Here is a 24164-nt window from a genome sequence, read left to right as displayed (position 1 = left end):
TGTCCGCCCGGGCCGGGGGCGGCCATGCCAGTCGGTCAGGTCAGGATGATGTCGTCCACAGTCAGGGTTGCGTCCGGGTCGGTCAGGGTCATTTCGGCCAGGAGGATCTCATCGCCTGCCACCGAGGTGTCCGGGTCGTAAAGGAGCCGACCCGATGACGGGTCGGTGGCCTCCCAGACAAAGGCTTCCCCGGCGGTTTTGATCAGGGGATCGCCGGCCATGCGCAGGGCATGGGCGCCGAAGGCAAAGGAGAGTTTGTCCTCGCCCGGGGTGAAGTCGGCGATGATGTCACCGCCCTCGGTGGGGGACTGGTAGTGGAAGGTGTCGCTGCCGGGCCCGCCCACCAGGATGTCCTGGCCCTCGCCGCCGTAGAGCAGGTCGTTGCCGTCGCCGCCCAGCAGGATGTCGTTGCCTGCGCCGCCCACCAGGGTGTCGTTGCCGCTGCCGCCAAAGAGGATGTCGTTGCCTTGGCCGCCAAAGAGCCGGTCGTCGCCCTGGTCGCCGAAGAGCACGTCGTCGCCGTCGCCGCCCAGGAGCAGGTCGTTGCCTGCGCCGCCGATGAGCCAGTCGTTGCCCGGCCCGCCGATGAGGGTATCGTCACCCGCGCCGCCATCGATCCAGTCGTTGCCGTGGCCGCCGAAGAGAACATTGGCCTGGTCGTCGCCAGTGATGTGGTCGCCGAAGGCCGAGCCCACGCCGTTGACGCCCCCGGTCTCGCGCAGGTCGAAGCGCACGCCAGCGAGGCTGGCCGAGGCGTCCACCGTGGGAAGCGCCGCGTCGTGAAGGGCAAGGAAGCTGTCCTCATCCGGCTCGGCCAGGGGGTCGAAGGCCGCAGAGGTTTCTTTGCCGTTGGTGTCTGCGGCGGGTTGCGATACGCCCCTGTTGCCGGAGTCTGTGGATGTGCCCTGGGTTTCGCCGCCCACGGACTGGACTGTGTTGAAGCTCGGGCCGCTCTTGTCCCCGGGGGTGAGCTCCATGGCCGGGATAACCGGCTGGGGCGAGAAATTGCCGCTGCCGTCGCTGATGAGCCAGGTCTGGCGGCCGTTGATGTCCTCGACATACACGTTGCTTCGGCCGTCGTTGTTGAAGTCCTGCACGTGCACGGTGACGGCGTGGGTTTCGTAGACCGTCCTGAACGCCTGCCAGGATGTGCCGTCGTGGGCGATGATGCCCAGCGCGCCCGTGTTGGCGTTGAGGGTCAGGATTTCCAGGGTGGGGGTGGTGATGTTGAAGCTGCCCACGGCCAGGACCGGGCTGTTGCCCAGGTTGGGCCAACTCAGGACGTGGACGCCGAAGCTGCCCATGTGCCCCTTGAGCAGCACAAGCTCTGTGCCGGTGCGCAGGACGATGTCCGCGTGGCCGTCGCCGTCCACGTCGGCCACGGCAATGGCCTGGGGGGCGTCCAGGCGCAGACGCACGCTCTCGGCCGACCAGCCGCCGTCGTGGCGCAGGATGGTCAGGCCGGAACTGTGGCCGACCACCAGTTCCGCCCGCCCATCGCCGGTCAGGTCGCCTGCGGCCATGGCCGTGGGGGTGAGGTGCGCAGGCAGGGTGATGTCGGCCATGGTGCCGGGGCCTGCCGGCTCCACCCAGAAGTCTGGTCCGTTCGAGCGGGAAAAGTAGTCCGACCCGCCAGGGTCGGGCAGGCCGGGGGACGTGCCTGCGGGCGCGCGCTCCCCTTCGGCCGGGTCGGCGCCAGGATGCTGGTTGCCGTCTGTCAAAACATCCCCCTTGATGAATCGACTGGTGGTCTGTTGAACCCGCTCTCTTTATCAGCAAGTTGGCGCAAAAGTCAAAGGAAGTGGCCGGGGTGTCCCGGGGCATGGCCCCTGTGTGGCGGTCACTTCTCCCAATGGGGGTGGCTGATGTCCTCAAAGGCGCTCATGGCTGCCACCGAGCCTTCGCCGATGGCGGTGACGATCTGCTGGAGCCCGCCCACCAGATCGCCCGCCGCGTAGACACGCGGCACGCTGGTGCGCATGGCCCGGTCCACGCGCACGAACCCGCCCTCGTCCAGGTCCGCGCCCAAGCTCCGGGCCAGGTCGGCCACCGCGCTCTGGCCCACGGCCACGAAGACCGCGTCCACGGGCAGGTCGCGGGTCGAGCCGTCCTTGGCGGTGCGCAGGCGCAGCCCGCTGACCCGCCGCTCGTCGCCCAGGATCTCCTCGACCTCGGTGTTCCAGAGCACGGGGATGCCCGCGCGCTTCACGGACTCGACCAGGGGTACCTGAGCGTTGAAGGTGTCGCGGCGGTGGATGATGGTCACCTCCACGCCCAGGCTGGCAAGGTGCAGGGCGTCGGTCAGGGCCGTGTTGCCGCCGCCCACCACGGCGGCCTTTTTCCCCTTGTACAGGTAGCCGTCGCAGGAGGCGCAAAAGTTGACCCCGCGTCCGAAATAGCGCTCCTCGCCGGGCGCGCCCAGCCGCCTGTAGGTCGCGCCCGTGGCCAGGATGATCGCCCGGGCCGAGTACGCGCCCCGGTTGGTGGTCACGCTGAAGGTCTCGCCCGGTTCGATGCGCTCCACGCCCTCGCCCTCGTGCACGGGCACGTACTGGCGGGCGTGCTCGGTCATGATGTCCATGAGCTGCTTGCCCGGCACGCTGACAAAGCCGGGGTAGTTCTCCACCACCGGGGTCAGGGCCACCTGGCCGCCCACGATGCCTTTTTCGAGGATCACGGTGCGCAGCCCGGCCCGGGCGGCGTAGATGCCAGCCGTGAGTCCGGCCGGTCCGGCTCCGACGATGACCAGATCGAGTTCGCCCGGCTCGATGGTGCCGTATCCGCCCCGGTCCGCGCCCGGCAGCACGCCCTCCCGGAGCAGTTCCTCGGCGGACTTGAGATGGACCAACTCGGCCACGAACCGTTCCTCGGGCATCAGGCCCAGGGCGGTGTGCGCCCCGTCGTTGAACACGGTGTGGGGCACGGACCCCACCTGGTGGCGGTCGGCCAGTTCCGGGTTCTCGCTCATTTCCACGCACTCGGCCCGGATCAGCTTGGGCCGGGCCATGGCGCACTTGATCGCGTGCATGACCTGCCCAGGGCAATAGGGGCAGGTGGGGCTGACAAAGACCTGGACCAGCCGCTCGCCGTCAAGGGCGTCGAGCAGGGCCAGGGAGGGTTCGGAAAGGGTGCTGGTCTCCAGGGAGGCGAGGAGGATTGCGGTGATGAACGACTTGGCCTCCTCGCCCAGAGGCGCGCCCAGAAACCGGACATGACAGCGTTCCGGGGCCACGCACAGGGTGGGCGAGGCGGTCACGCCCAGCTCGTCGGCCCGGGGCGAGGGGATGTTGTGCCGGGTCAGGGTGATGGTGTCAAACATCCGTGCGAGGTCTCCGGCGAATCGGGCCGTGAAGTCCGCGAACTCGTCGTTGACGCCAGAGCGGGTGAAGAGTTCGAGGGTCACGGGATTCTTGAGATGGGCAAAGGCGTCCTCAAGCTGCTTGCGGGCGTTTTCCGGCAGGAGCCAGTCGCCGTCCTGTGCCGTCTTCTCGAAAATCGGGGCCATGCGCACCTCCCGGTTTCACGGTCTCATCCAGTCCAAAGGGTAGGCAAGGCCAAAGGCCGCGTCAAGGGCGGGTCGCGATGGAAATGTGGCCGCAGCGGGCAGATTGTCACCCGTTCGTCACATGGGGGCCGCAGTGGTGTGGTAGTGTCCCCATGGCGTCGGGCGGAAGCCCGCCGGACGTTTCATCTCAGGGAGGATTCGCCATGGAATGCCGAAAGTCCGTCGAGGTCGAAGAGAGTTGTTTCCAGCCCCTGGTGCGTCATTGCGCCGTCTGCTTCACCCCCATCCGGGACAGCGCCGTTGCGGCCAGATCCCAGGAGGGGCACCACTACTGTGCCCGCTGCGCTGACGCCATGTTCAAGGCCGGAGCCCTGGACGGGCTGCGCTCCGGTTCGCACGGCAGCACGGTCACGGACACTCCCGCCGCCTGATATTGATAACCCGGGCAGCGTCGCGGCCACGCGTTGGCGGCGCTGTCATGGCTGTTTCCGGTCCGTGCTGGACCGGCACGCCGTGTCGGGTTGCCTGAGGGGAATCCGGGCCGTGACCGTGGTGCCCGATTCCGGTGACGAACACATGGCGATGGACCCGCCGTGCTGCTCGGCCACCAGCCGGGCGCTGTAGGTGCCGAGCCCGAGGCCGCCCCGCTTGCCCTCGGTGGAATACTTCTCGAAAAATTTCGTCTGCATGGACACAGGGACCACCCCTGCATTGGCGATGCTGATGCGGCAGTCCTCGCCCGTGTGGATATCCACGGTCACGGGCTTGCCCTCGTTTGCCTCCACCGCGTTCTTGATCAGGTTGCAGAGCATGGAGTAGATCAGCGGCCGCTCGGCGCACAGGCGCACCGGTCCGGCCTCCTCGGCGGGGCGGCCGTCCACGGTGATGGGCACGGGCACGGGCCGGTCGCGGCCGAGCTGGGTGTTGGTGACCACCTCGCGCAGCATGGCCGTCAGGTCGAATTCCTCGAACCGGAACTCGTAGGTGCCGGTTTCCAGCTTGTAGAGTTCCTGCGACTGGTTGATCAGGGCGAGCATCATGGTTCCGGCGTCCTCCACGGCCTTGAGCATCTCGGCCTGCCGGGGGGTGATGTTCTCCTCCTTCCTGATGATGCGCGGGATGCCGATGATGCCCGAGAGCGGCGACTTGAGGTCGTGGCGCACGATGCGCGTCATGTCTTCCTTGAGTCGGGTCAGCTCCTTGCGCCGGGTCACGTCGATGCCCACGCAGACAAACTCGCTGATTCCACCCTGATGGCCCGGCACCGCCGTGCTGATCCACTCCGTCCAGAACCGGCCACCTCCGCGGCCCACGATCTCGCACTCGAAATCCATGCGCTCGCCCGAGGCCAGGGTCCTGGTCAGGTCGGCCAGCATCTCCTGGTGGGCCGCCCGGTCCTGGTCGGATCTGCGTCCCTCAGCCAGCAGGTCGGTCAGCCGTCTGCCGATCAGGGCTGACACCGGGCACTGGAAATGCTCAAGAGCGAAGCGGTTGGCAAAGGTGACGACGCCTTCGCGGTCCAGGCGCAATACGAGGCAGTGGGCGTTCTGGACCAGACTTTCATACAGGGCGCGGCTGGCCCGCAGCTCGTCTTCGAGGCGCTTGCGGTGGTCTATGTCCCTGGCCGAGCCGCGTATGCCAAGGTAGGCGCCGCTGTCCGAGAACACGGGCAGGCTGCTGTGGGCCACCCAGTGTTCGTTGCCCTGCCTGTCGATGATCTTGAAGTCAAAGGATGCGGGTTTGCTCATGCCGTCCACGCTGGCCATGGCCGCCAGCACTGTTTCGCGATGGTCCGGGTGGATCAGGGCGGCAAACAGGCCGGGGTCGTCCATGAATTCGCGTGGCGCGTGGCCGGTGAGTTGTTCGCAGGCGGGTGAGACATAGACAAAGGAACCGTCCGGGGCCAGCCAGTATTCCCAGCCAGAGGTGAAGTCGGCCACGGTGCGGTAGCGCTCCTCGCTTTTGGCCAGCCGCTCGGCCGAGTCGCGCATGGCGCGCAGCAGTGGGCCGATCAGGAGGATGCCGAGGAAGACGAGGACCGAGATGATCAGGCCGAGGACCTCATAGGGCAGGGTGGGGGTGTCCTGGCCCGCGATGATGCCGACCAGGGTGTGGGCGCGGCGGAAGGCCATGATGAAGATGCCCGTGGAGAGCAGGAGCCAGGCCCATTTGCGCCCGGCGTGGGTGATGAGGCCCAGGGCGAGGCAGCCTGCGGCGAACTGGAGGATGGTCGAGCACAGAACGATGACGATCATGGCACGGCTCCGCCCGGTTATGCCGGGGGTAGTCCAGCCCCGCCTCCCTCAGGCAGGCCTGGACGTGTCGAGTCCCGACTTTACGTTGTTTTAGCGCGATTTGAAAGGGAAAAGGCCCGGTTACTGGCGCTCGAAGACCAGTTCTCCCACGCCGGGCAGGGCGATGGTCAGCCGCCCGTCATTGAAACGCCCCTGGATCACGCCGCCCTCGCGGGTGTGCAGCCACAGATGGTCGGCCTTTGGGGTGGACCACTTGAAGGTGATCTCGTCGGTGTCCGTGCTCCAGGTGCCACGTCCGCTCTCGGCCAGGGTCAGGACGATGTCGGTGTCGCCGGTGGCGGCCGTGTACCGGCCGGTGGCGTGGTCCTCCCTGTCCGGGGCGCAGGCAGAGAGGGTCAGGGCCAGGGCCAGCAGGCAGGCGAGTGCCGTTCGCAGGGTCATGATTCGATCCTCCCGAGCTTGCCGAGGAAGAGCCGGTCCGCCTGGAGGACCGAGTCGTACCGGAAGACGTGAAGTGTCATGGCGATCCAGGCCAGGTCGCGCAGCACGGTCCACCAGCTGATGGGGTCCTCGATGGTCTTGAAGCAGCCGCAGCTGATGGGCGCGTCCCACAGCAGGTTGACGAAGATGGCCACGGTGAACACCGCGAGCAGGGCGGCGATGACCGCTGCCGCAGACCGGACCCGCACCCCCAGGATGAGCAGCGCGCCGCAGACGATCTCGGTCCAGGGCATGAATACGGCCAGGGCGTTGACCGCCCAGTAGGGCACCAGCCGGTATGAGGCGATGGTCTCGCTGAACTCGGCCGCGTAGTTGATCTTGTACATGGCCGCATAGACGAAGAGCCCGCCGATGTAGAGACGGAAGGCCAGGGCCAGCCAGGGGTGGGTCAGGATGCGCCGGAGCAGTTCGATCATCGGATCACCTCGTATCCGGCCCGCTCCCACGCCTTCAGGCCGCCGTCGATGACCAGGACGTTGCCGTGGCCGAGGAGCTTCAGTTCGCGGGCCACGTCCGCGTCGTAGTGACGGCTGATGGTCCGGCCGTAGACGAGCAGCGGGGTCTCGGGGTCCAGAGTGGCCAGCTTCATGGAATAGACGAAATCGAACAGCTCCTTGGGCAGGTTCACGGAACCGGGGATGGCCTCCTGCCGGTGGAAGTCCGCAGGGCGGGCGTCGATGATCACGGCCTCGCCTGCCTCGGCCATGCGCCGAGCCTCGTCGGCCGCGATCAGGGCGGGCGGCGGCGCGAAGAGTGATTTGGGAACCAGTTCGATGCCGCCCGGGCTGGCGGAGTTGAAGAGCGCGCCGAGCACCACCCCGGCCAGGATCATCATGCAGGCGTCGAACCAGGAGGCGCGCCAGGCGCGGGCCACCTCGCCCCGGACCAGCCCGACGATGCGCTCCCTGGCCTCGGTCTGCACCGTGACCTCCTCCCTGGCCGAGGTCAGGGCATCCAGGGTGGCTTGCAGCTCCTCGTTGCGGGCGCTCAGGGCCGTGTTCAGTTGGCTGACCTGCCTGCCGTGCCAGGCGTTGCCCAGGGTGACGATGAAGATGCCGAGCAGCGAGCGCAGGAATTGCACCCCCTGCGGGTCCATGCCCTGGTCCGGCAGCGGGTCGGCCAGGCCGATGGCCCCGTGCCAGTCCTGGTCGAGGGAGAAGAGCACGGCCAAGTCGGCCCGGGCGGGCAGGGCGGCCACGGCGTCCGCGTCGTCGAGCAGTTCGGCCTGATTGGCGCGGGGCATTCTGTCCTTGAGTTCCACGAACCGGGCCAGGATCTTCTCGCGGCCATCGGGCGAGGCTACTGCCGCCATCTCGCCCGGGTCCGGGCCGCGATAGGCGGTGTCGGCCTGTCCGGCCTGGGGACCATGCAGGCTGATCCATCCCCGGGAGAAGCCGAAGGTGCCCATCAGCGTCAGCAGAAAGGCGTCGAGGATGGCGCGGGGATCGTTGAGGCTCGAAAGCTCAAGGGATGTCTCGAACAGGGTGCGCAGCCGGAACGCCTGCCGGTCCAGCTCGTCGCGTGCCTGCTCCATGTGCTCGAGGGCCTGCCTGAGGCGGTCGTTGTTCTCGCTCAGGGAGGCGTTGAGGGTGTGGACGCGCTCGTCGGCGCAGGCCCTTTTCAGGGCGGTGGAGAGGATGTCGGCCAGCCCCTGGAGCAGTTCGGCCTCGTCCTGCCCATAGGACTCTCCCGTGAGCCTGGGGCCGAGGACCAGCACTGCGCGGGAGTCCTGGTCAAGGCGCATGGCCACCACGGCGCTGGTTCCGGCGGGCAGGTGCGGATCACTGGCCAGATGCGGGCCGGTCAGTACCGTGGGGCGCGGCGGCGCGGCGGCCTGGGGCTCCTCCGGGAAGAATCTGTCAGCCAGTTCGGCTCCGGCCCCCTGGCAGCGCTCCCTGTCGGCGGGCATGAGCCCGAGGCTTTCCACGTCGAGCCGGTCAGGCCCGAGCACGATGCCCAGGCCGAAGGTCAGGCCCAGCGGCCCCATGGCCACGGGCAGGAATCGCCGCAGCGTGGTCCCGGCGTCGGCCGGGGCCGAAAGCTCGGTGGCCGCCTCGAACAGGGTCTTGAGGTGGAACAGTCGGCGTCCGGTTCCCGGCTCCCGGTCCCCGGGCAGCCCCGGGTTTGCCGTCAAAGAGGTCCTGGGCCGATCACTGCTCATTCTTCCAGTGCCTGAATGCGCCTGAAGAGTTCGTCCATGTCCGGGATAAGGCCCAGATGGGCGTAGAGGACCCTGCCGCTGCGGTCCACGATCATGGTGAAGGGGGTCTTGGGCTCGCCCAGCAGCCTGTGGATTTCGTACTCCGTGTCATGGGCGATGGGAAAGGCGTACTCGCGCTGGCGGATGTAGCGCACCTCCATGGCCGTACCCCCTGCGGCGATGCCGAGCAGGGTGATGCGCGAGTCGAGCCCGGCCCGCGTGAGGCGCTTGGTGAGCCGGGTCAACTGCGGCGACATCTCGTGACAGACCGGACAGTACACCCCGATGATCTCGACGAGCACGTAGGGAGTCGGCAGGTCGGCGAGGGTGAAGGGGCCGTTGGCCGCCAGCCCCAGTTCGGCCGCGTCCTCCTCCACGGCCAGGGGGGCCATGGTGAAGGGCGGCAGGGTGTCGCCAGCCGCGGGCAGTTCGGCCCGGGCTGGGGCGGCCCAAAGGATGACGGCCAGCAGCAGGGGCAGGGCGCGATGCGTCGTGATCATGGGGTGCTCCTTGGCTCGGTGAGGATGGACGCCAGGGCGTCCTCCTCGGTGTCGCACAGGGGGGCGAGGGTGGTCATGCCGACCATGGCCAGGACCTGCCTGAAGTTTTCGGAGAGCCCGGTCATGGCCACCGGGGTGCCGCTTTTGCGACAGTCCAGCAGCAGCTGGGTCAGCAGGGCGATGCCCGCCCCGTTGATGGACGTGTTCTCGGAAAAGGAGAGCACCAGCCCGGCCGAGGCGGCGCGCGCCTCGTCAAGGGCGGCCCTGAGCCGGGCCTCGGAGCCGGAGTTGACCGCGCCGCGAATCTCGATGACCGCCACGCCGTCGCGCACACGCACGGCAAAATCCTCGTCCCGGCTCCTGGCCAGGTCGATGCGCTCCCGGGCGCGCCTGAGGGCTGCGTCCAGAGCGGGCTTGCGGATGGGCTTGTTGATGAAGTCCGTGGCGTCGAGGCCCAGGGCCTTGATGGCCAGATCCATGTCCCCGTGGCCGGTGATGATGATCACCTCGGTCGTGGGCGACAGCTCCTTGATCCTGGCCAGCACCTCCAGCCCGTCCATGCCCGGCATCTTGATGTCCGTGAGCACGATGGGCATGGCGTGCTCCTGGAACAGGGCGATGCCCTCCTCCCCGTTCTCGGCCGTGAAGACCTCGAACCCGTAGGCATCCAGCATGAGGCGGAACATGGACAGGGTCGGGCGCTCGTCGTCGATGACCAGTATCTTGAGTGGCATGGACTCTCCTCGCGGTGTACGGTCTCGTTTCAGGTCAAGCCTACGGCAGAAATGACATTTGTGTCCAGCACCTCGTGCCGATACTCCGTTGAGGCGGCGTTCAAAACGAGAAATGCGGTTGCCATGGCGTCATGCCGATGGTACGGGTTTCAATGGAGAAGAAATGATGGCAGGGGAGTATTGCAGACAATAATCGAGGGTGACGCATGGGCGTAGCGGGTCTCTTTGACAATCTCCGGCGGTCCCGATGGCTGATCAGCGGGCGCGCGGGCGTGGTGTCCGCTGCCGGGGTGCGCCGGGCGGCAGGGCAGCCATGCTGAGATTCTTCCACGGCTCCATCCGCAAGAAGCTGGTCATCCTGGTGCTCATGGCCACCCTGCCGCCCTTCGTGGTCCTCGCCTTCAACGAGATGGCCGCCCGGCGGCACACCGTGGAGATGGCGGGCAAGGACACCGCCACGCTGCTGCGCGGGTACACCGAAGTGCAGCGCCGAGTGGCCGACTCCACCCGGACCCTGCTCCAGACCGTGGCCGCCCTGCCTGCCGTGCAGACCGCCGACCCGGGCGGTGTGTACTCCCTTCTGGCTGCGCTCATCTCGGCCAACCCCATCTACACCAACGCCTTCCTCCTCGATATGGACGGGCGCGTGGTGGCCGGAAGCCTGCCCGGTCCCCATGACTTCGATTTTTCCGACCGCAAGCACGTCATCGAGGCGAAACAGACCGGCGCGTTTGCGGCGGGCGAGTTCGTGGTGGGGCGGGCCATCCTCAAGCCCATTTTCCCGTTTGCCATGCCGGTGTACGGTCCCTTGGGAGAAATGCGGGGAATCCTCATCATCGGAGCGGACTTGAGTCATTTCGGTGAGTTGTTCGATCAGGCGTCCTTCCCGCCCGGGTCGTTTTTGGGCATCTGCGACCACGCCGGGCGCAGGCTCTTCCGCCATCCGGCCAGCGACGCCACCCCGCCGGGCACGCCCATCCGCGACGAGGTCTTCCTGGCCGCCAGCCAGGCGGACGGACCTGGCATCATCCGGGCCAAGGGATCTGACGGGCCGCGCCGCATCGTGGCCTACGAGCAAGTCCGGCTGGGGCCGGACCAGCCGCCCTACATGTACATGTTCATGGGCTTCAGGGAGTCCGAGGTGCTTCGACAGGTCAACGATCAGGCCGTGCTGGGCGGGGTGACCATTGCCGTGTCCCTGGCCCTGGCCCTGCTCCTGGCGTGGTATGCGGGCGGCCGTACCCTGGCCCGCAACCTGGAGAAGCTGACCGAAGCGGCCTGCCGGGTGGGCTCCAGCGGCACCATGCAGTCAAGCGGCATCGACTACAACGACGGCGAGATGGGCCAGCTGGGCAAGGCCTTTGACACCATGGGGCGGCTGCTCGAAGAGCGCGAGGCCGAGCGCAACGAGGCCCTGAACCGGCTCTCGGAAAGCGAGGAACAGTACCGCACCCTGCTGGAGAACAACCCGGCGGGCATTTGTCTGGTGGACCCGAACACCATGACCATCGAGTTTGCCAACCCCGCCTTTTTGCGACTGCTGGGCCTTGGGCCGGAAGACGTGGGGGCCATTCGGGTCAGCGACATCCATCCGCCCGAGGACCTGGAGGCCGTCTCCGAGAATTTCTTGCGCCACAGTCGGCAGGACGTGAGCTTCAGCGCGGCCGTGCCCTGCCTGACGCGCTCGGGCGAGCATATCCTGGTGGACATATCCTCGGCCCGGGTCAGGGTGTATGGCCGCGTGCTCCTGGCCGGGTTCTTTACCGACATCACCGAGCGCAAGCGGTTCGAGGACGCCCTGGTGGTGGCCAAGGAGGCGGCCGAGCAGGCCAACATGGCCAAGGACGAGTTCCTGGCCAACATCAGCCATGAGGTGCGCACCCCCCTGAACGGCGTCATGGGCATGCTCCAGCTCATCCGGGCCTCGGCCACGGGAGGCGAGCAGCGCGGCTATGTGGACATGGCCATCCAGTCCTCGCGCAACCTGCTGCGCGTGCTCAACGACGTGCTCGACTTCTCCAAGATCGAGGCGGGCAAGCTCGACCTGTATGAGGAGCCCTTTGATCTCGACGGGCTCATGCGCCAGTGTGCGAGCCTCTTCAGGCTCCAGGCCGACGAAAAGGGGCTGAGCCTCGAACACCGCATCGACTCCTCGGCCCGGCCCTGCTACATTGGCGACGAGGGGCGCATCCGGCAGGTGCTCTTCAATCTGCTCGGCAACGCCATCAAGTTCACGGCCTCGGGCTCCATCATCCTTGAGGCCTATGCCCTGCCTCACCGCGAGCCGGGACACGAGCGGCTCTTCTTCTCCGTGACCGACACCGGCTCCGGTATTCCGGACAGCAAGGTCAACTACATCTTCGACGCCTTCACCCAGGTGGACGGCTCCCTGTCGCGAAAATATCAGGGCGTGGGCCTCGGGCTGCCCATCGTCAAGCGGCTGGTCAGGCTCATGAACGGCTCCATCGTGGTGGACAGCGAGCTTGGGGTGGGCACCACCGTCCTGTTCAACGTGAAGGTCCGTGTCCCCGAGCGGGGAATCTGCGCCCGGATCGAGCCAGAGGAATCGGCGGCAGCGGCCAACCCCCTGCGCATCCTGCTGGTGGAGGACGAGCGGGTGAACATGCTCATGGCCAAACGGCTGCTCGAAAGCCTGGGTCACGCCGTGACCTGCGCCGAAAACGGCGAGAAGTGCCTTGAGATCCTTCGCCACGACCGCTTCGACGTCATCCTCATGGACATCCAGATGCCGGTCATGAACGGCATGGAGGTCACGCGCCTCATCCGCACGGCCGAGGATTTCCGCCATGTGGCCGACATCCCCATCGTCGCCCTCACGGCCCACGCCACCCCCCGCGACCGCGAGGCCGCGCTGGAGGCCGGGATGAACGACTACGTCAGCAAGCCCTTTGAGAAGGAGCACCTTGAGGCCACCATCCAGCGTGTGGCCGCCGGGTGATACCGTCCTTCTTGCCCTGGCCCGGACCATCTGCTACCACTCCATTGCCCATGCAAGCGAGAGTACAATGATCCGCATCCCCCTCGGCCGCTCCATTCCGGTCCTCTGCTACCACAACGTCAGCGAGGTGGACGGCCACTCGCCCGAGCGCTTTGCCGAGCACCTGGACGCCATCGAGGACGCCGGGTACCGCACCATCTCGGGCCTGGACCTGCTGGCCGTGGCGCGCGGGGAAAAGAAGGCCCCGCCCCGGTCCGTGGTCCTCACCTTTGACGACGGCCACCTGAGCAACTGGCTGACCGTGGTCCCCGAGCTGGCGCGCCGCTCCATGACCGGCACCTTCTTTGTCCTGACGGATTTCGTCGATCCCGGTCCGGCGCGCTCCCTGGCCGACGCCCCGGCCATGCGCGCCATGCCCGAGGCGCTCAAGGCGGCCCTCGGGAGCGGCGACCACGCCCAGTTCGTCAACGAGGGCGAGGTGCGGGCCATGCTCGAAGCGGGTATGGAGGTCTTTTCCCACGGCTGCCGCCACCAGGGCGCGTTCCGCTCCCTGCGTCCCCTGGCCCGCATGGGCGAGGCCCACGCCCGCTGGCCCGCCTGGGGCATATATGAGGGTTTCGACCCGGACTGGCCCGCCTTCGAGGACGGCAGCGCCTATGTCTACAACGGCTTCTGGCCGCGCCTCGACCAAACGGGGAAGCCGCGCATGGTCCTGCGCTCCCCGGCCGAGCGGCTCGAATTCTGCCGCCAGGACTTTGCCCGGACCATGGCCCGCATCCGCGAGCTGAACCGGCTCGACACCCAGCTCTTCTGCTGGCCCTGGGGGCATTTCTGCGACGATGCCGAGGCCGAGCTGAGGCGGGCCGGGTTTGCCGGGGCCTTCACCCTGGAGCGCTTCGTCAACGCGCGCGGCACAGACCCCTTCCGTCTCAACCGCATCGGCGTGGGGCGGGGCAAGTCCGGGGCCTGGGTCCAGGCCCGGTTGCGCATGTACGGCACAGGCCCCGCGGCCCGGGTCTTCTTCAAGTTCTGGCGCAAGCGACCCGAGGTCCGGCGGGTGCTCTATGTCACCGACTCCCACCGCCTGTCCGGGGGCAGCAGGCAGATGCTCAACAACATCGAGGCCATGCGGGCCATGGGCGTGGACGCCTGCGCCCTGCTCGACCCGGTCTCGCCCCTGGCGGGTGCGCTTCAGGAGAGCGGAGCCACGGTCTTTCCCTTTTCCCGGTTCGGGGATTATGTGGCCGCCGGGGCGTTTCTGCGCAAGCTGGTCAGGGACGAGGGTTTTGACGTGGTCCACACCTTCCACAACCGGGCCTACAAGATGGGAGCGCTGGCCCGGTTTATGGGCGGCCGGTTCCGGCTCTTTGTCAACCGGGGCGTCATCTCCCGGCCCAATGACGTGTTTTTCCTGTGGACCGCCGCAGCACACGGCGTGATCTGCAACTCGGCCGAATGCGCGGCGGTGCTGCGCAGGCACCGGGTGCCCGCCAAACGGCTGAGCGTGGTCTACAACGCCTACTGCGGCCCGGATTTCGGCGAGCCTGTGCCGCGTCGCAAGCGGGGCACGCGCCTGATCTATGTGGGCAACGGGGCCGAGACCAAGGGGTTTGACGTCTTCCTGCGGGCAGCGGCCCGGTTCTGCGAGGCGGGCGATGATCGCGACGTGGAGTTCGCGGCGGTGGGCGTGCGCCTCGACGACATGGCCCGGTTCGACGCCCTTGTCACCCCGGCGGTGCGCCAGCGGCTGCATGTGGTCGGGGAGGTTCCCCACCACGCCGTGCTCGACGAGATGCGCGCCTCGGACATCCTGTGCATGACCTCGCGCCTGGAGAGCCTGCCAAACACCCTGCTCGAAGGCTTTGACCTGGGCCTGCCCGCGGTCTGCACCCGGGTGGGCGGCGTGCCCGAGCTGGTGGCTGACGGGATCAATGGCCTTGTCTGCGAGAGAGAGGACCACGACTGCCTGGCCGCGAAGATGCGCGAGCTGGTCAATGACCCGGCAGCCCGTTTCGCCATGGGTCGGGTGGGTCGGGCCGTGGTCCGCACCCTGCTCACGCCCGAGGCCAAGGCCCACGCCCTGATGCGCGTCTACATGGGCGAGCGCCTGGACGACCCGCTGCCCGTGGCCGAACTGGCCCGCTCCCTGCCGGCCCTGACTGGCGACCCCTTTGGCGGATGCTCCCATGACTGACGGGCTGGACACCGGCCGTCCCGGGCCCATCACCGCCCTCTGGGACTCGCTGCCCGAACCGCTCAGGCACAAGCTGCTGCTGGGTTTCACCGGCAGGCTCCATCTCCTCGACGTGGCGGGCTGGTGCCTGCGCTCGGGCGACCCCGGGCTGGCCCCGGTGGCCGTGGACGCGGTGCGGACCGCCTTTGGCGAAAATCCCCTGGACGGGGCCATGGCCGGGGATCTGCTCGCGGTCGAGCCGCTGCGCCAGCTGCTGCCAGAGCCCACCCGCCGCGCCCTGGCCGGGCTGGCCGCCCATTGGCGCAGGCCCGACAGCATCGCCTATTATCACCGGCTTCTGGCCCGGCGCGATTTCGGGAAGACCCTGGATTTCATCGAACAGTCCGCAGCCCGGGAGCCGGACAATCTCTTCTGGCGCGAGCAGGCCGTGGCCATGGGGCTGACGGGTAACGACCCCGACCGGGCCGAGGCCGTGGCCCTGGCCGGGTTCCCGGATTTGCCCGAGCTGGCCCCCCTCAAGGCGTGCGCGGCCGCGCGCATCCAGGCGTTCCGGGGGCGCGGGGTGGAGGCGGCCCGGCTCTATCGGCAGGTGGGCGATGTGTTCGGTCCGGCCTTCGCCGGTCTGGGCGCGGGGCTGGCCATGCTTGCCGAGGGCGATCGCGCCTCGGCCAACCTGCTCCTGCTCGACGCCCTGCGCCACGCGCCCTGGAACACCAGCCTGCTCCTGCGCCTGCACGACCTGCTGGCCGGGCTGGACCAAGAGGTGCGCCCCCTGGGCGGGAGCGTGGCCGTGCTGCTCTATTCCTGGAACAAGGCCGTGGAGCTGGACGCCACCCTGCGCTCGCTGCTTGAGTCCGAGCTGGCCGGGGCGTCGCTCTTTGTCCTCGACAACGGTTCCACCGACGACACGCCGGAGGTGCTGCGCTCGTGGCAGGCGCGGTTCGACTCGCGGCTGGGGCCGGGCCGGTTCAGGGTCATCACCCTGCCGGTGAACATCGGCGCGCCTGCGGCCCGCAACTGGCTGATGCGCCATGAGGCCGTGGCCGGGCACGACTACGCCTGCTACCTTGACGACGATGTGGAGATTCCGGCCGACTGGCTGCTGCGCCTTGGCGCGGCCGTGCATCATTATCCCGAGGCGGGTGTTTGGGGCTGCAAGGTGGTGGACCACGCCAATGCGGCCCTGATCCAGAGCGCGGACAGCCACCTGCTGGTGGACGAGGACGGCCCGCCGCCCGATCTGGCGCGCCTGGCTCCCAATCCCTTCCGCCTCTCCGACCTGCACATCCAGACCCTGGATGGCGGGCTCTTCGACATCCTGCGCCCCTGCGCCTCGGTCACGGGCTGTTGTCATCTTTTCCGCACCCGCGACCTGCTGGCCTTCGGCGACTTCGCCATCCACCTCTCGCCCTCCCAGTACGACGACATGGAGCGCGACCTGCGCCTGTGCGAGGCCGGGCGGTTCCCGGTCTATCAGGGCCATCTGGCCGTGCGCCACAAGAAGCGCACGGGCGCGGCCTCGCGCGTGTCGGGTCGGGAGGAGGGCAACGCCCTGGGCAACAAGTACAAGATGCAGACCATGCACGGGCGCGACGGTCTGGCGCGGGCCATGCACGCCGAGCGCGCCCTGCTCGATGCCGATCTGCGGCGCAAGCTCGGGCTGCTGGAGCGGGCCGTGCTGGGGTGAGCCCCGGCCGGGGTCACTGCTGTTTGCGGGAGCCCTCGTACAGCTCGTATTCGAGCAGGCGGCATTCGATCTTGGCGTTGTAGAAGATGTGCCTGCTGCTGGTGCGCAGGCCCACATGCTTGGCCAGATCGAGGTTGCCGGTGAAGATGAATCCCTTCTTGCCCCGGCAGCGCTGCTTGAAGAAATCCCCGATGGCCCGGTAGACCGGCTCCAGCGCCCGGGCCTCGCCCAGGCGCTCGCCGTAGGCCGGGTTGAGCATGACCACGCCCGGCCCGTCCGGCACCTCGGTCTCGCTGAAATCGCAGACCGCGAACTCGATGAAATCCCCCACCCCTGCGTTGCGCGCGTTGTCGCGGGCCGCCTCGATGGCCGCCGGGTCATTGTCCGTGGCGATGATGCGGCCGCCAAAATCCGGGGTCTCGACGTCCTCGGCCTCGTTGATCAGCCGTTCCCACAGGGCCGGGTCGTACCCGGGCAGGCGCATGAAGGCGAAATCGTCGCGCAGCAGGCCGGGCGCGCCGTGCATGGCCATGAGGGCGGCCTCGATGGCCAGGGTGCCGGAGCCGCACATGGGCGCGATGAAGTGGCCGCCCGATGCGGCCAGCTCGGGCCAGCCCGAGGCCATGACGCAGGCCGCGGCCAGGGTCTCCTGCATGGGCGCGGTGTGGGGCCGCTTGCGATAGCCCCGGCGCGGCAGGGGCTCGCCCGTGGTGTCGAGATACAGGGTGGCCTGGCGGTCGCGCCAGTGCAGGAAGAGGCAGACCCCGCTCGTCAGCGGGCCGGAGTCCGGGCGGCGGCCGAATCCCTCCATGAACCGGTCGGCCACCGCGTCCTTGACCCGCACGGCCGCGAAGCGCGAGTCCGTGACCTCGGTGTCGCGGATGGAGGCGTCCACACGGAAGTAGCCGTCCACCGGGATGTAGCGCTCCCAGTCGATGGACCGGGCCGCCGCATAGAGCGCGTCCGGGCCGGGGGCGTCGAAGCGCTTGAGTTCGTGGAGGACGCGGTGGCCGGTGCGCACATGCAGATTGAGGCGCATGCAGTCCTCAAGGGTGCCGCTGCCCAGAGCGCCCGCTTCGAGAATCTCGCCGCTGCTCAGGCCCAGGTCGGCCAGTTCGGTTGCCAGGAACCCGGCCATGCCCTTGGGACAGGTGACGAGGATGGGGGCGGTCTTGGTGAAGATGGTCATGGCGTTCCTTGGGCAGGCAGAAGGTTACAGGGGGCGCAGGTCCCATTCGGTGACCGGGTCGGGAGCGGGTTCCGGCTTCGGGCCGGGCAGGTTGTTTGGTCCGGGCAAGGTCACGGGACGGCCCAGGGCCAGCAGAAAGGCGAGGTACACGGGCGCGGCCGTGGCCGGGTCGTAGACCAGGGGGGTGGCCATGCCCTGGGCGATGAGGGCGGCCGTCAGCCCCGCGCCCATGCGGGTGGGGCGGCGCAGCAGCAGCCAGAGCAGGCCGGTCAGCAGGGCCAGGGGCAGAACCATGCCCCAGGCCAGGAAGGTGCGTAGCCAGAAGGAGGGCACCTGGGCGATGGACACCCCGAAGAGGACGGAGCTGCCCGTGGCCGACTCCCACATCTGGACCATGGTCACGGGAAACTCCACGGCCAGAGGGGTGGACAGGGCAAAGCCGGTGACAAGGGCCAGGGGCTCCCGGCCCCAGAGGGCGAGGGCCTCGAGCCACAGCCAGTAGTCCACGAAACGAACGGAATCCGAGGCCGCGGCAGGCAGCAGGAAGGTCGCTGCCAGCAGGATGAGGCAGGCCGCGCAGTACAGGGCGCGCCCCGGGAGCGGGCCACGGCCAAAGCACAGGATCACCCACGCCCCGGCAAAAAGGCCGGGCCTGGACAGGCAGGCCAGCAGGCCGACCATGACCAGCCCGCGCCACAGGCGGCACCCCTGGTCCGGCTCATTCATGCCGCCCTCGCCCGGTCCGGGCCTGAGCCCGGCGCACAGGGAGACCAGGAGCAGCCCGGCCAGGACATCGGCATCGCCCAGCAGCCGGGCGGCGGGCAGGGCGCGGAGCACAGCCGCCTCCACAGCCAGGTCCGCGATGCACAATGCGCCAAGGAGCGCGCCAAAGCGCTGGAAATCGGCCCGGTCGGGCAGGCCGAAGGTGGCTATCCAGAGCAGGCACAGGAGCAGCATGACCAAGGGGGCCGTGGCGTGGAGCAGGGGCATGGCCGGGTCTGCGGCCATGGCCAGCCCCGGGGCGTAGAGATAGAGCGCCCCGGCCAGGAGCGAGAACAGGGCCGCGTTGAAGACCCCCCCGGCGCGCACAGGCCCGCCCGGCACGGGGCGGAACATGGCCACCACGCAGCCAGCCCCAGCCAGGACCAGCCAGGGCAGGAAGGGCGATGTCGCGCCGCCGGTGCCGGTCAGCCCCACGGCGGCGGTGGCCAGCGGCACCGCCCCGTGGGAGACGGCCAGCGGCAGTCCGGCCAGGACGGTGCGTCCTGGCTGTGGCGCGTTGGTACTCTGCATCAGGACCGTGGAATACCCCGTTGCCGCGCCGAGGTAAAGGGCGGTGCCCGCCCGCACAGGCCGCCGGTGAAGGAAAAGTTTCTGGAATTCCGAAGTGATTTTTTCAACCAGTTGCTTTTCATGAACAAATTCGAGCAGGCGGCTGGCCATGCAATATACTGATTTTACTGGGTTTTTTCGAATGGCCAGGCGGTGTTTTTGCAACACCCCTAAATGTTTCGAAAACATTGCCCGATGAGGAAAAAGAGTATACTGTGTCGGGACGTTATCCGCTCATTGGGGAATGAGGGTGGTCAACGACATCGCATGTGGAGGTGACCATGAAGGACAGCGCACGGGCCGCTTTGAGGAAGGCGGCCATGGTTCTCCTGCTGATCGGCACGGCGTGGCTGCCGGGCTGCGCGGTGGTGGGTCCGCTCCTGAGTGTTGGCGGCATGGCCGGGCTTGCCCCGCTGCAATACGCCTCCACGGCCTATACCCTGGGCGAGTTCACCTACGAGTATGCGGCCAACGACAAGGACCCCGGCGAGGTCATCCGGGCCAAGGTCGACGGCATTGTCTCCGGCGAGGCCTTCTCCCTGCCAGACTCTGCCGGGGGACCCGACTCGCGTCCTGGCTTCGACTCGCCCAGGCCCCTGCCCGACGCCATGCTGGCCACGGCTGGCCGGGTGCGTCCCGGTGATGCCCCGGCAGTTGCCGGTCCGGTCGGACCAGATGCGGTCTCCTTTGGGGCGCTGTCGGCTGGGGCCGTGTCTGTCGCGGGCGGCCAGAGCCTGGCGGACGAGGCGCGCCAGCGGCGCATCGAGCAGTTGCTCGGCCGCCGCTCGGCCCAGTTCGAGGGGCTGGAGAGGCGGCGTCTGGCCTTTCGCCAGGAGCGTGTCCGGGGCCAGCTGTCGTTGCGCCAGACCGCCATGGCCTCGTCCCCGAATCTCATCCTTGGCGCCATGGGCGAGACCACTCTCCAGCAGTAGGCGGCTGACCGCGCATCGGCGTCATTGCCCGGAGCGAATCAGGCTCTCGGGACGCGATACCATCATCAAATGAACATTCCTCCCGCATGGCGCGGGCGGCGCAAGGCAGGGCGGCATGGCCGACGAGAGCATCAGGCGCATGGGGCTGTTCGAGTGGGCGCTGCTGGTGACCCTGTCCGTTCTCTGGGGCGGGTCATTCTTCTTCAACAAGGTCGCCTTGGGCGGGCTGCCGCCGCTCCTGGTGGTCTGGGGCCGGGTGGGGGTGGGCTGCCTGGGGCTGCTGGTGTTGGTGGCGGCCAGCCCGAGCCTGTCGCCGCGCGCCTATCTCGGCCGCTGGCGCGACTTCCTGGTCATGGGCGTGTTCAACACCTCGCTGCCGTTCTGTCTCATCGTCTGGGGCCAGCAGCACATAACCAGCGGCCTTGCGGCGGTGATCAACGCCACCACCCCCGCCTTCACCATCGTGCTGGCCAACTTCCTGACCCGCGACGAGCACGGCTCGGCGGGCAAATACGCGGGTGCGGCCATCGGGCTGGGCGGAGTGGCCACCCTCATCGGCACCGACGCCCTGGCCGGGTTCGGCGATCACATCCTGGGGCAGGCGGCGGTCATGGCCGGCGCCCTGGCCTATGCCTATTCGGCTATTTTCGGGCGTCGTCTGCGCGGCCTGCCGCCGCTGGTGGCAGCGGCCGGGCAATTGACCGCCTCATTCGCCATCATGACGCCCGTGGCGTTCCTGCTGTGCCCGCCGTGGGAGCTGGCCGCGCCGCCCCTGGCGGCCCTGGGCGCGGTGGCCGGGCTGGGGCTGGCCAGCACCGCCCTTGGCTACATCATCTATTTCCGCATCCTGGGCTCGGCCGGGGCCACCAACGTGCAGTTGGTGACCCTGCTCATCCCCTTCAGCGCGGCCACTTTGGGCATTGCGGTCCTGGGCGAGCCGTTTTCCTGGCGGCTGCTGGCGGGCATGGCCGTGGTCTCGCTGGCCGTGGCCCTCATCGACGGGCGTCCGGCCGCCGCGTTGCGCCGGAAATTGCGCCGGAAATTGCGCTGACGGGGCGGGAATCCCTCGTCACCAAGCCCGGCCCGCAGCGCGACAAAGGGACCACGCCCGGACGCGATGCATCGCGGCCAGGCCTGATCCCTTTGGTGAAAGACCGTGGGGCCGGAGTCGCTACATGGAGCCCACGGCGCCCGCCCTGTCGCGGAACAGGGGGAAGATCTTGTCGTAGCCCGAGACCTCGAACACTTCCTGGATGTAGTCCCTGACCCCACAGATGGCGACCTTGCCGGACGCCTTCTTGAGCCGCTGGTAGGCGAGCACGAGGATGCGCAGGCCCGAGCTGTTGATGTAGTCCAGTCCGGTGAAGTCGAAGAGCAGGCTGGTCTCGCCCGCGTCGAGCAGGGCCAGGACCTTTTCCTCCAGGGCCTGGGTGCCCTCGGCGTCGAGGTTGCCGTTCACGGTCAGGATGGTGATGCCGTTTTCCTTGGATTCAGTCATTGCCACAGGTGCCTCCCTATTCGTGCGGCGCTCCTGCCAGAGCGCCGTCGTCGCAGACGCATTTGCGCAGCAGCAGGATGTTTCTGCCGTTTTTCCTCGTGTATTCAATGCCGTCCATCATGGTCTTGACCAGATGGATGCCCATGCCCCCGATGGGCTTTGTCCGCTCCTCCAGGGGTACCTCCAGCTCCGGGGGCGGGGCCTCGAGGAGGTTGAAGGGCTCGGCGTCGTCCTCGATGCGTACCGAGACGCAGCCATTCTCCAGGGTGATCGTCACGTCGATGGGGTGCTCGTCGAAATCCGCGTACCCGTAGTCGATGATGTTGGTGATCAGTTCGTCCAGGCACAGTGTCAGGTGGAAGGTGCACTTGGGCGACAGCCCGTGGGCCATGGCAAACCGCTCCACCTCGGGCTGGACCCGTTTGAAGCAGTTCATCCTGTTGGTCATCCGAAAGGATGTGACGTGCGTCGTCATGCGTTGCCCCGTGCGTTTCCCGTCGTCGTCCCGGCGCGGTCCTCCGGGGCGGCTGCCGACCCGGTTCTCCTGACCACCACCACGGCGGTGTCGTCCTCGCGGACTCCCCCCTGGTGGGCGTCCACGGCGTCCATCAGGGCGTCGCGGATGCTCTGGGCACTGTTATGGGCGTTCTCCCGGATCAAGGCAAGCATTCTCTTTTTGCCGAACATGCGGCCCTTGCCATCGCGGGCCTCCCAGACCCCGTCCGTGGCCAGGACCAGGACCTCGCCCGGCTCAAGACGGGTGTGCCCCTCGGCATAGGCTGTTTCTTCCAGCACGCCGAGGGGTAGCCCCTCGCCGCCCAGCTCGCCAGAATGGTCCGCCCCGGGCAGATGCCGGATGGCCGGATCGTGCCCGGCGCGCACCCAGCGGACCGAGCCCGCGTCGTCGAGAAGTTCGAGATAGAACAGGGTCAGGAACCGGCCCGTGCCGTCCAGATCGCGGGCCAGACTGGCGTTGATGGCGGTCAGCCGCTCCCCGGCGGTCATGGGCATGTCCGCCAGACTGTGCAACTGCCCCCGGACCGAGGCCATGATCAGGGCCGAGGCAACGCCGTGACCCGAGACATCGCCCAGGACCACGGCCAGGGCACGGCCGGATTCGGTCCGCACCTCGATGAAGTCGTAGTAGTCGCCACCGGTCTGGTCGCAGTAAACGATGCCGCCAGCCAGATCGTAGCCGGGCAGGGTGGGCGGATGACCCGGCAGCAGCAGCCGCTGCACCTCTTCGGCCAGGGCCAGATCGCGCGACAGGCGCATCTGCTCGGCCAGCCTGGGCACCATGTCGTTGAAGGCGTCGGCCAGCACGTCGCGTTCGTCGCCGGTGCGGGGGCCGTGCACCCGGGTGGAGAAGTCGCCCCCGGCCAGCCGCCCGGCGGCCTCGGCCACGTTGACGATGGGTCGGGTGATGGCCCGGGAGCCGAACCAGGCCAGCAGCGCGGTGGCCATGAGCATGAAGCCCGAGATGACCGCCGACATGGACCGGATGCGCTCGAACATGGCGGCCAGGGATCCGGACACCTCGTCGGGCAGGCGGGAGACCACGCTCTCTGGCGCGATGAGCAGGAAGCTGTAGTTCTGGCCCGAGGCAAAGGCCCAGACACTGTCCTCGCCGCTATGGGGCAAGCGCATGGCCCCGCTTTGAGTCTCGCTCATGAGGGCGAGCAGCCGGGCGAAGGCCTCGGGGTCGTCGGAGGTCATCCTTTCCCGCTCGATGCCCATGTGCCAGTGTCGGCCGGGGTTCTCGTATGATTGCTGGGCCAGGATGCGCAGTCCACCCTCGCCGTCGGGCGCGACCATGTACGAGCGGATGGCGTCGCTCCAGCGCAGCTTGAGGTCGGTCTCGTGCAGGACGGACTGGATGGGCACGTCCAGGGCGGCCACCCCGGCGAACCGACCCGCCGCGTCGAACACCGGGCAGCCGATGACGGCCATGACCTGCCTCGTGGTGGGATCGGCCTGGGGCACGGTCCACTCGGGCCGCAGGCTTTGCCGCACAGAGCGATACCAGTCCTGGTCGCGCGGGTCGTAGCCCCGGGGAAAGCTGTCGAGGCCCGGGTAGCGCAGGAGCAGGCCGGATTCGAGCCCCACCCTGGCCCAGGTCACGCCCGGGGCCAGGGAGGCGTGGATGTCCCTGAAGACCGGCAGCAGGTCGGCCAGCCGCGCCGCCTGCTCCTGCGTCCCGGCCACCTGGGCCAGGGGCGGGACATGGACGCTGATGGTGTCGAAATCCGGCGGGGGAAGCGTCGCGTTGGCGTCGGCCAGCATGGTGCGGCCGCCCATGCGCACCCGATGGCGCTCGGAAGCCGGGATGTCCTGCCCGGTCGCGACACCGACATCCCCGAGCAGCGGCCCGGCCTGCCGGGCCAGGGTCATGGCCCCGAGCCGCAGCCCGGCCCCCCGGCTCTCGATCAGGCGCTGGGTGGTCACGGCGCTGTGCTCCAGTTCGGCGGTGACAATGGCCAGCAGCTCGGTCCGGGTGCCCTCGGACAGGGTGGCGGCCATGTTCCGGGCGGTGCGGCCGGTGACGGTGCGGCTGATGAGCAGCGGCAGCAGGCTGAAGGCGATGAGCACCACGAATATCTTGACGCGCAGGGACAGCTTCACGATTCGACTCCTCGGGCATGGGGCGCGGCGGCGACCCGTTGACGAGGATTTCTGTA

Annotated in this window: 19 protein-coding genes; 6 read left to right on the top strand and 13 right to left on the bottom strand. The window is 68.2% G+C overall.

Annotation, left to right across the window (positions count from 1 at the left end):
* Window positions 1-35 precede the first annotated feature (35 nt).
* A complete protein-coding gene (locus QQS14_RS08945; RefSeq protein ID WP_285906638.1) occupies window positions 36-1721 on the bottom strand; it encodes an FG-GAP-like repeat-containing protein in 1686 nt (561 codons plus the stop codon).
* Window positions 1722-1840: 119 nt separating this feature from the next.
* Window positions 1841-3505 carry an FAD-dependent oxidoreductase gene (locus tag QQS14_RS08940; RefSeq protein WP_285906637.1) on the bottom strand — a complete coding sequence of 555 codons (1665 nt, stop codon included), beginning with the start codon at window positions 3503-3505 and terminating at the stop codon, window positions 1841-1843.
* A 203-nt stretch (window positions 3506-3708) separates the two neighbouring features.
* Here QQS14_RS08940 and QQS14_RS08935 point away from each other — a divergent pair, with 203 nt between their 5' ends.
* Complete coding sequence (locus tag QQS14_RS08935; protein WP_285906636.1) at window positions 3709-3936, top strand: hypothetical protein; 228 nt, start codon at window positions 3709-3711, stop codon at window positions 3934-3936.
* A gap of 45 nt (window positions 3937-3981) precedes the next feature.
* Here QQS14_RS08935 and QQS14_RS08930 read toward each other — a convergent pair whose 3' ends face one another.
* The 6 genes from QQS14_RS08930 to QQS14_RS08905 all read right to left on the bottom strand — a co-directional run bounded on the left by QQS14_RS08930 (window position 3982) and on the right by QQS14_RS08905 (window position 9695).
* On the bottom strand, window positions 3982-5760 hold the full coding sequence (locus QQS14_RS08930; protein ID WP_285906635.1) for a PAS domain-containing sensor histidine kinase: 1779 nt from the start codon (window positions 5758-5760) through the stop codon (window positions 3982-3984).
* A gap of 120 nt (window positions 5761-5880) precedes the next feature.
* On the bottom strand, window positions 5881-6201 hold the full coding sequence (locus tag QQS14_RS08925; RefSeq protein ID WP_285906634.1) for a hypothetical protein: 321 nt from the start codon (window positions 6199-6201) through the stop codon (window positions 5881-5883).
* The gene (locus tag QQS14_RS08920) at window positions 6198-6677 is read right to left on the bottom strand and encodes a MauE/DoxX family redox-associated membrane protein (protein WP_285906633.1); all 480 of its coding nucleotides are present in this window, start codon (window positions 6675-6677) and stop codon (window positions 6198-6200) included. Before QQS14_RS08920 ends, QQS14_RS08925 begins: the two co-directional genes overlap by 4 nt.
* Window positions 6674-8422 carry a rhodanese-like domain-containing protein gene (locus tag QQS14_RS08915; RefSeq protein WP_285906632.1) on the bottom strand — a complete coding sequence of 583 codons (1749 nt, stop codon included), beginning with the start codon at window positions 8420-8422 and terminating at the stop codon, window positions 6674-6676. Before QQS14_RS08915 ends, QQS14_RS08920 begins: the two co-directional genes overlap by 4 nt.
* Window positions 8419-8961, bottom strand: a complete 543-nt coding sequence (locus QQS14_RS08910) for a peroxiredoxin family protein (protein ID WP_285906631.1) — start codon at window positions 8959-8961, stop codon at window positions 8419-8421. Before QQS14_RS08910 ends, QQS14_RS08915 begins: the two co-directional genes overlap by 4 nt.
* Window positions 8958-9695, bottom strand: coding sequence for a response regulator (locus QQS14_RS08905; protein ID WP_285906630.1), 738 nt, complete (start codon window positions 9693-9695; stop codon window positions 8958-8960). Before QQS14_RS08905 ends, QQS14_RS08910 begins: the two co-directional genes overlap by 4 nt.
* A 313-nt stretch (window positions 9696-10008) precedes the next feature.
* Here QQS14_RS08905 and QQS14_RS08900 point away from each other — a divergent pair, with 313 nt between their 5' ends.
* From QQS14_RS08900 to QQS14_RS08890, 3 genes are all read left to right on the top strand, one after another.
* A complete protein-coding gene (locus QQS14_RS08900) occupies window positions 10009-12654 on the top strand; it encodes a response regulator (protein WP_285906629.1) in 2646 nt (881 codons plus the stop codon).
* Between the two features lie 67 nt (window positions 12655-12721).
* Entirely contained in the window at window positions 12722-14848 is a 2127-nt protein-coding gene (locus QQS14_RS08895) for a glycosyltransferase (RefSeq protein WP_285906628.1), read from the top strand.
* Window positions 14841-16535, top strand: a complete 1695-nt coding sequence (locus tag QQS14_RS08890) for a glycosyltransferase family 2 protein (protein ID WP_285906627.1) — start codon at window positions 14841-14843, stop codon at window positions 16533-16535. Before QQS14_RS08895 ends, QQS14_RS08890 begins: the two co-directional genes overlap by 8 nt.
* Before the next feature lie 13 nt (window positions 16536-16548).
* Here QQS14_RS08890 and QQS14_RS08885 read toward each other — a convergent pair whose 3' ends face one another.
* Window positions 16549-17724 (bottom strand): THUMP domain-containing class I SAM-dependent RNA methyltransferase, encoded by a 1176-nt coding sequence (locus QQS14_RS08885; protein ID WP_285906626.1) that lies wholly within the window; start codon window positions 17722-17724, stop codon window positions 16549-16551.
* 24 nt (window positions 17725-17748) lie between these two features.
* The gene (locus QQS14_RS08880) at window positions 17749-19017 is read right to left on the bottom strand and encodes a hypothetical protein (protein WP_285906625.1); all 1269 of its coding nucleotides are present in this window, start codon (window positions 19015-19017) and stop codon (window positions 17749-17751) included.
* A 320-nt stretch (window positions 19018-19337) separates the two neighbouring features.
* Here QQS14_RS08880 and QQS14_RS08875 point away from each other — a divergent pair, with 320 nt between their 5' ends.
* On the top strand, window positions 19338-19988 hold the full coding sequence (locus tag QQS14_RS08875) for a hypothetical protein (RefSeq protein WP_285906624.1): 651 nt from the start codon (window positions 19338-19340) through the stop codon (window positions 19986-19988).
* A gap of 115 nt (window positions 19989-20103) precedes the next feature.
* On the top strand, window positions 20104-21039 hold the full coding sequence (locus tag QQS14_RS08870; protein WP_285906623.1) for a DMT family transporter: 936 nt from the start codon (window positions 20104-20106) through the stop codon (window positions 21037-21039).
* Window positions 21040-21159: 120 nt separating this feature from the next.
* Here the strand turns inward: QQS14_RS08870 and QQS14_RS08865 are convergent, their stop codons facing one another.
* The 3 genes from QQS14_RS08865 to QQS14_RS08855 are packed head-to-tail and all read right to left on the bottom strand — an operon-like array spanning window position 21160 to window position 24108.
* The gene (locus tag QQS14_RS08865) at window positions 21160-21486 is read right to left on the bottom strand and encodes an STAS domain-containing protein (RefSeq protein ID WP_345782792.1); all 327 of its coding nucleotides are present in this window, start codon (window positions 21484-21486) and stop codon (window positions 21160-21162) included.
* A gap of 16 nt (window positions 21487-21502) precedes the next feature.
* Window positions 21503-21961, bottom strand: a complete 459-nt coding sequence (locus tag QQS14_RS08860; RefSeq protein ID WP_285906621.1) for an ATP-binding protein — start codon at window positions 21959-21961, stop codon at window positions 21503-21505.
* Window positions 21958-24108, bottom strand: coding sequence for a SpoIIE family protein phosphatase (locus tag QQS14_RS08855; protein ID WP_285906620.1), 2151 nt, complete (start codon window positions 24106-24108; stop codon window positions 21958-21960). Before QQS14_RS08855 ends, QQS14_RS08860 begins: the two co-directional genes overlap by 4 nt.
* Between the last annotated feature and the right edge of the window lie 56 nt (window positions 24109-24164).

The organism is Pseudodesulfovibrio pelocollis, assembly GCF_030282845.1.
Lineage (GTDB): Bacteria > Desulfobacterota > Desulfovibrionia > Desulfovibrionales > Desulfovibrionaceae > Pseudodesulfovibrio > Pseudodesulfovibrio pelocollis.
The sequence above is the reverse complement of the archived record's forward strand: the minus strand, read 5'-3'. Positions and strand labels throughout refer to the sequence as shown.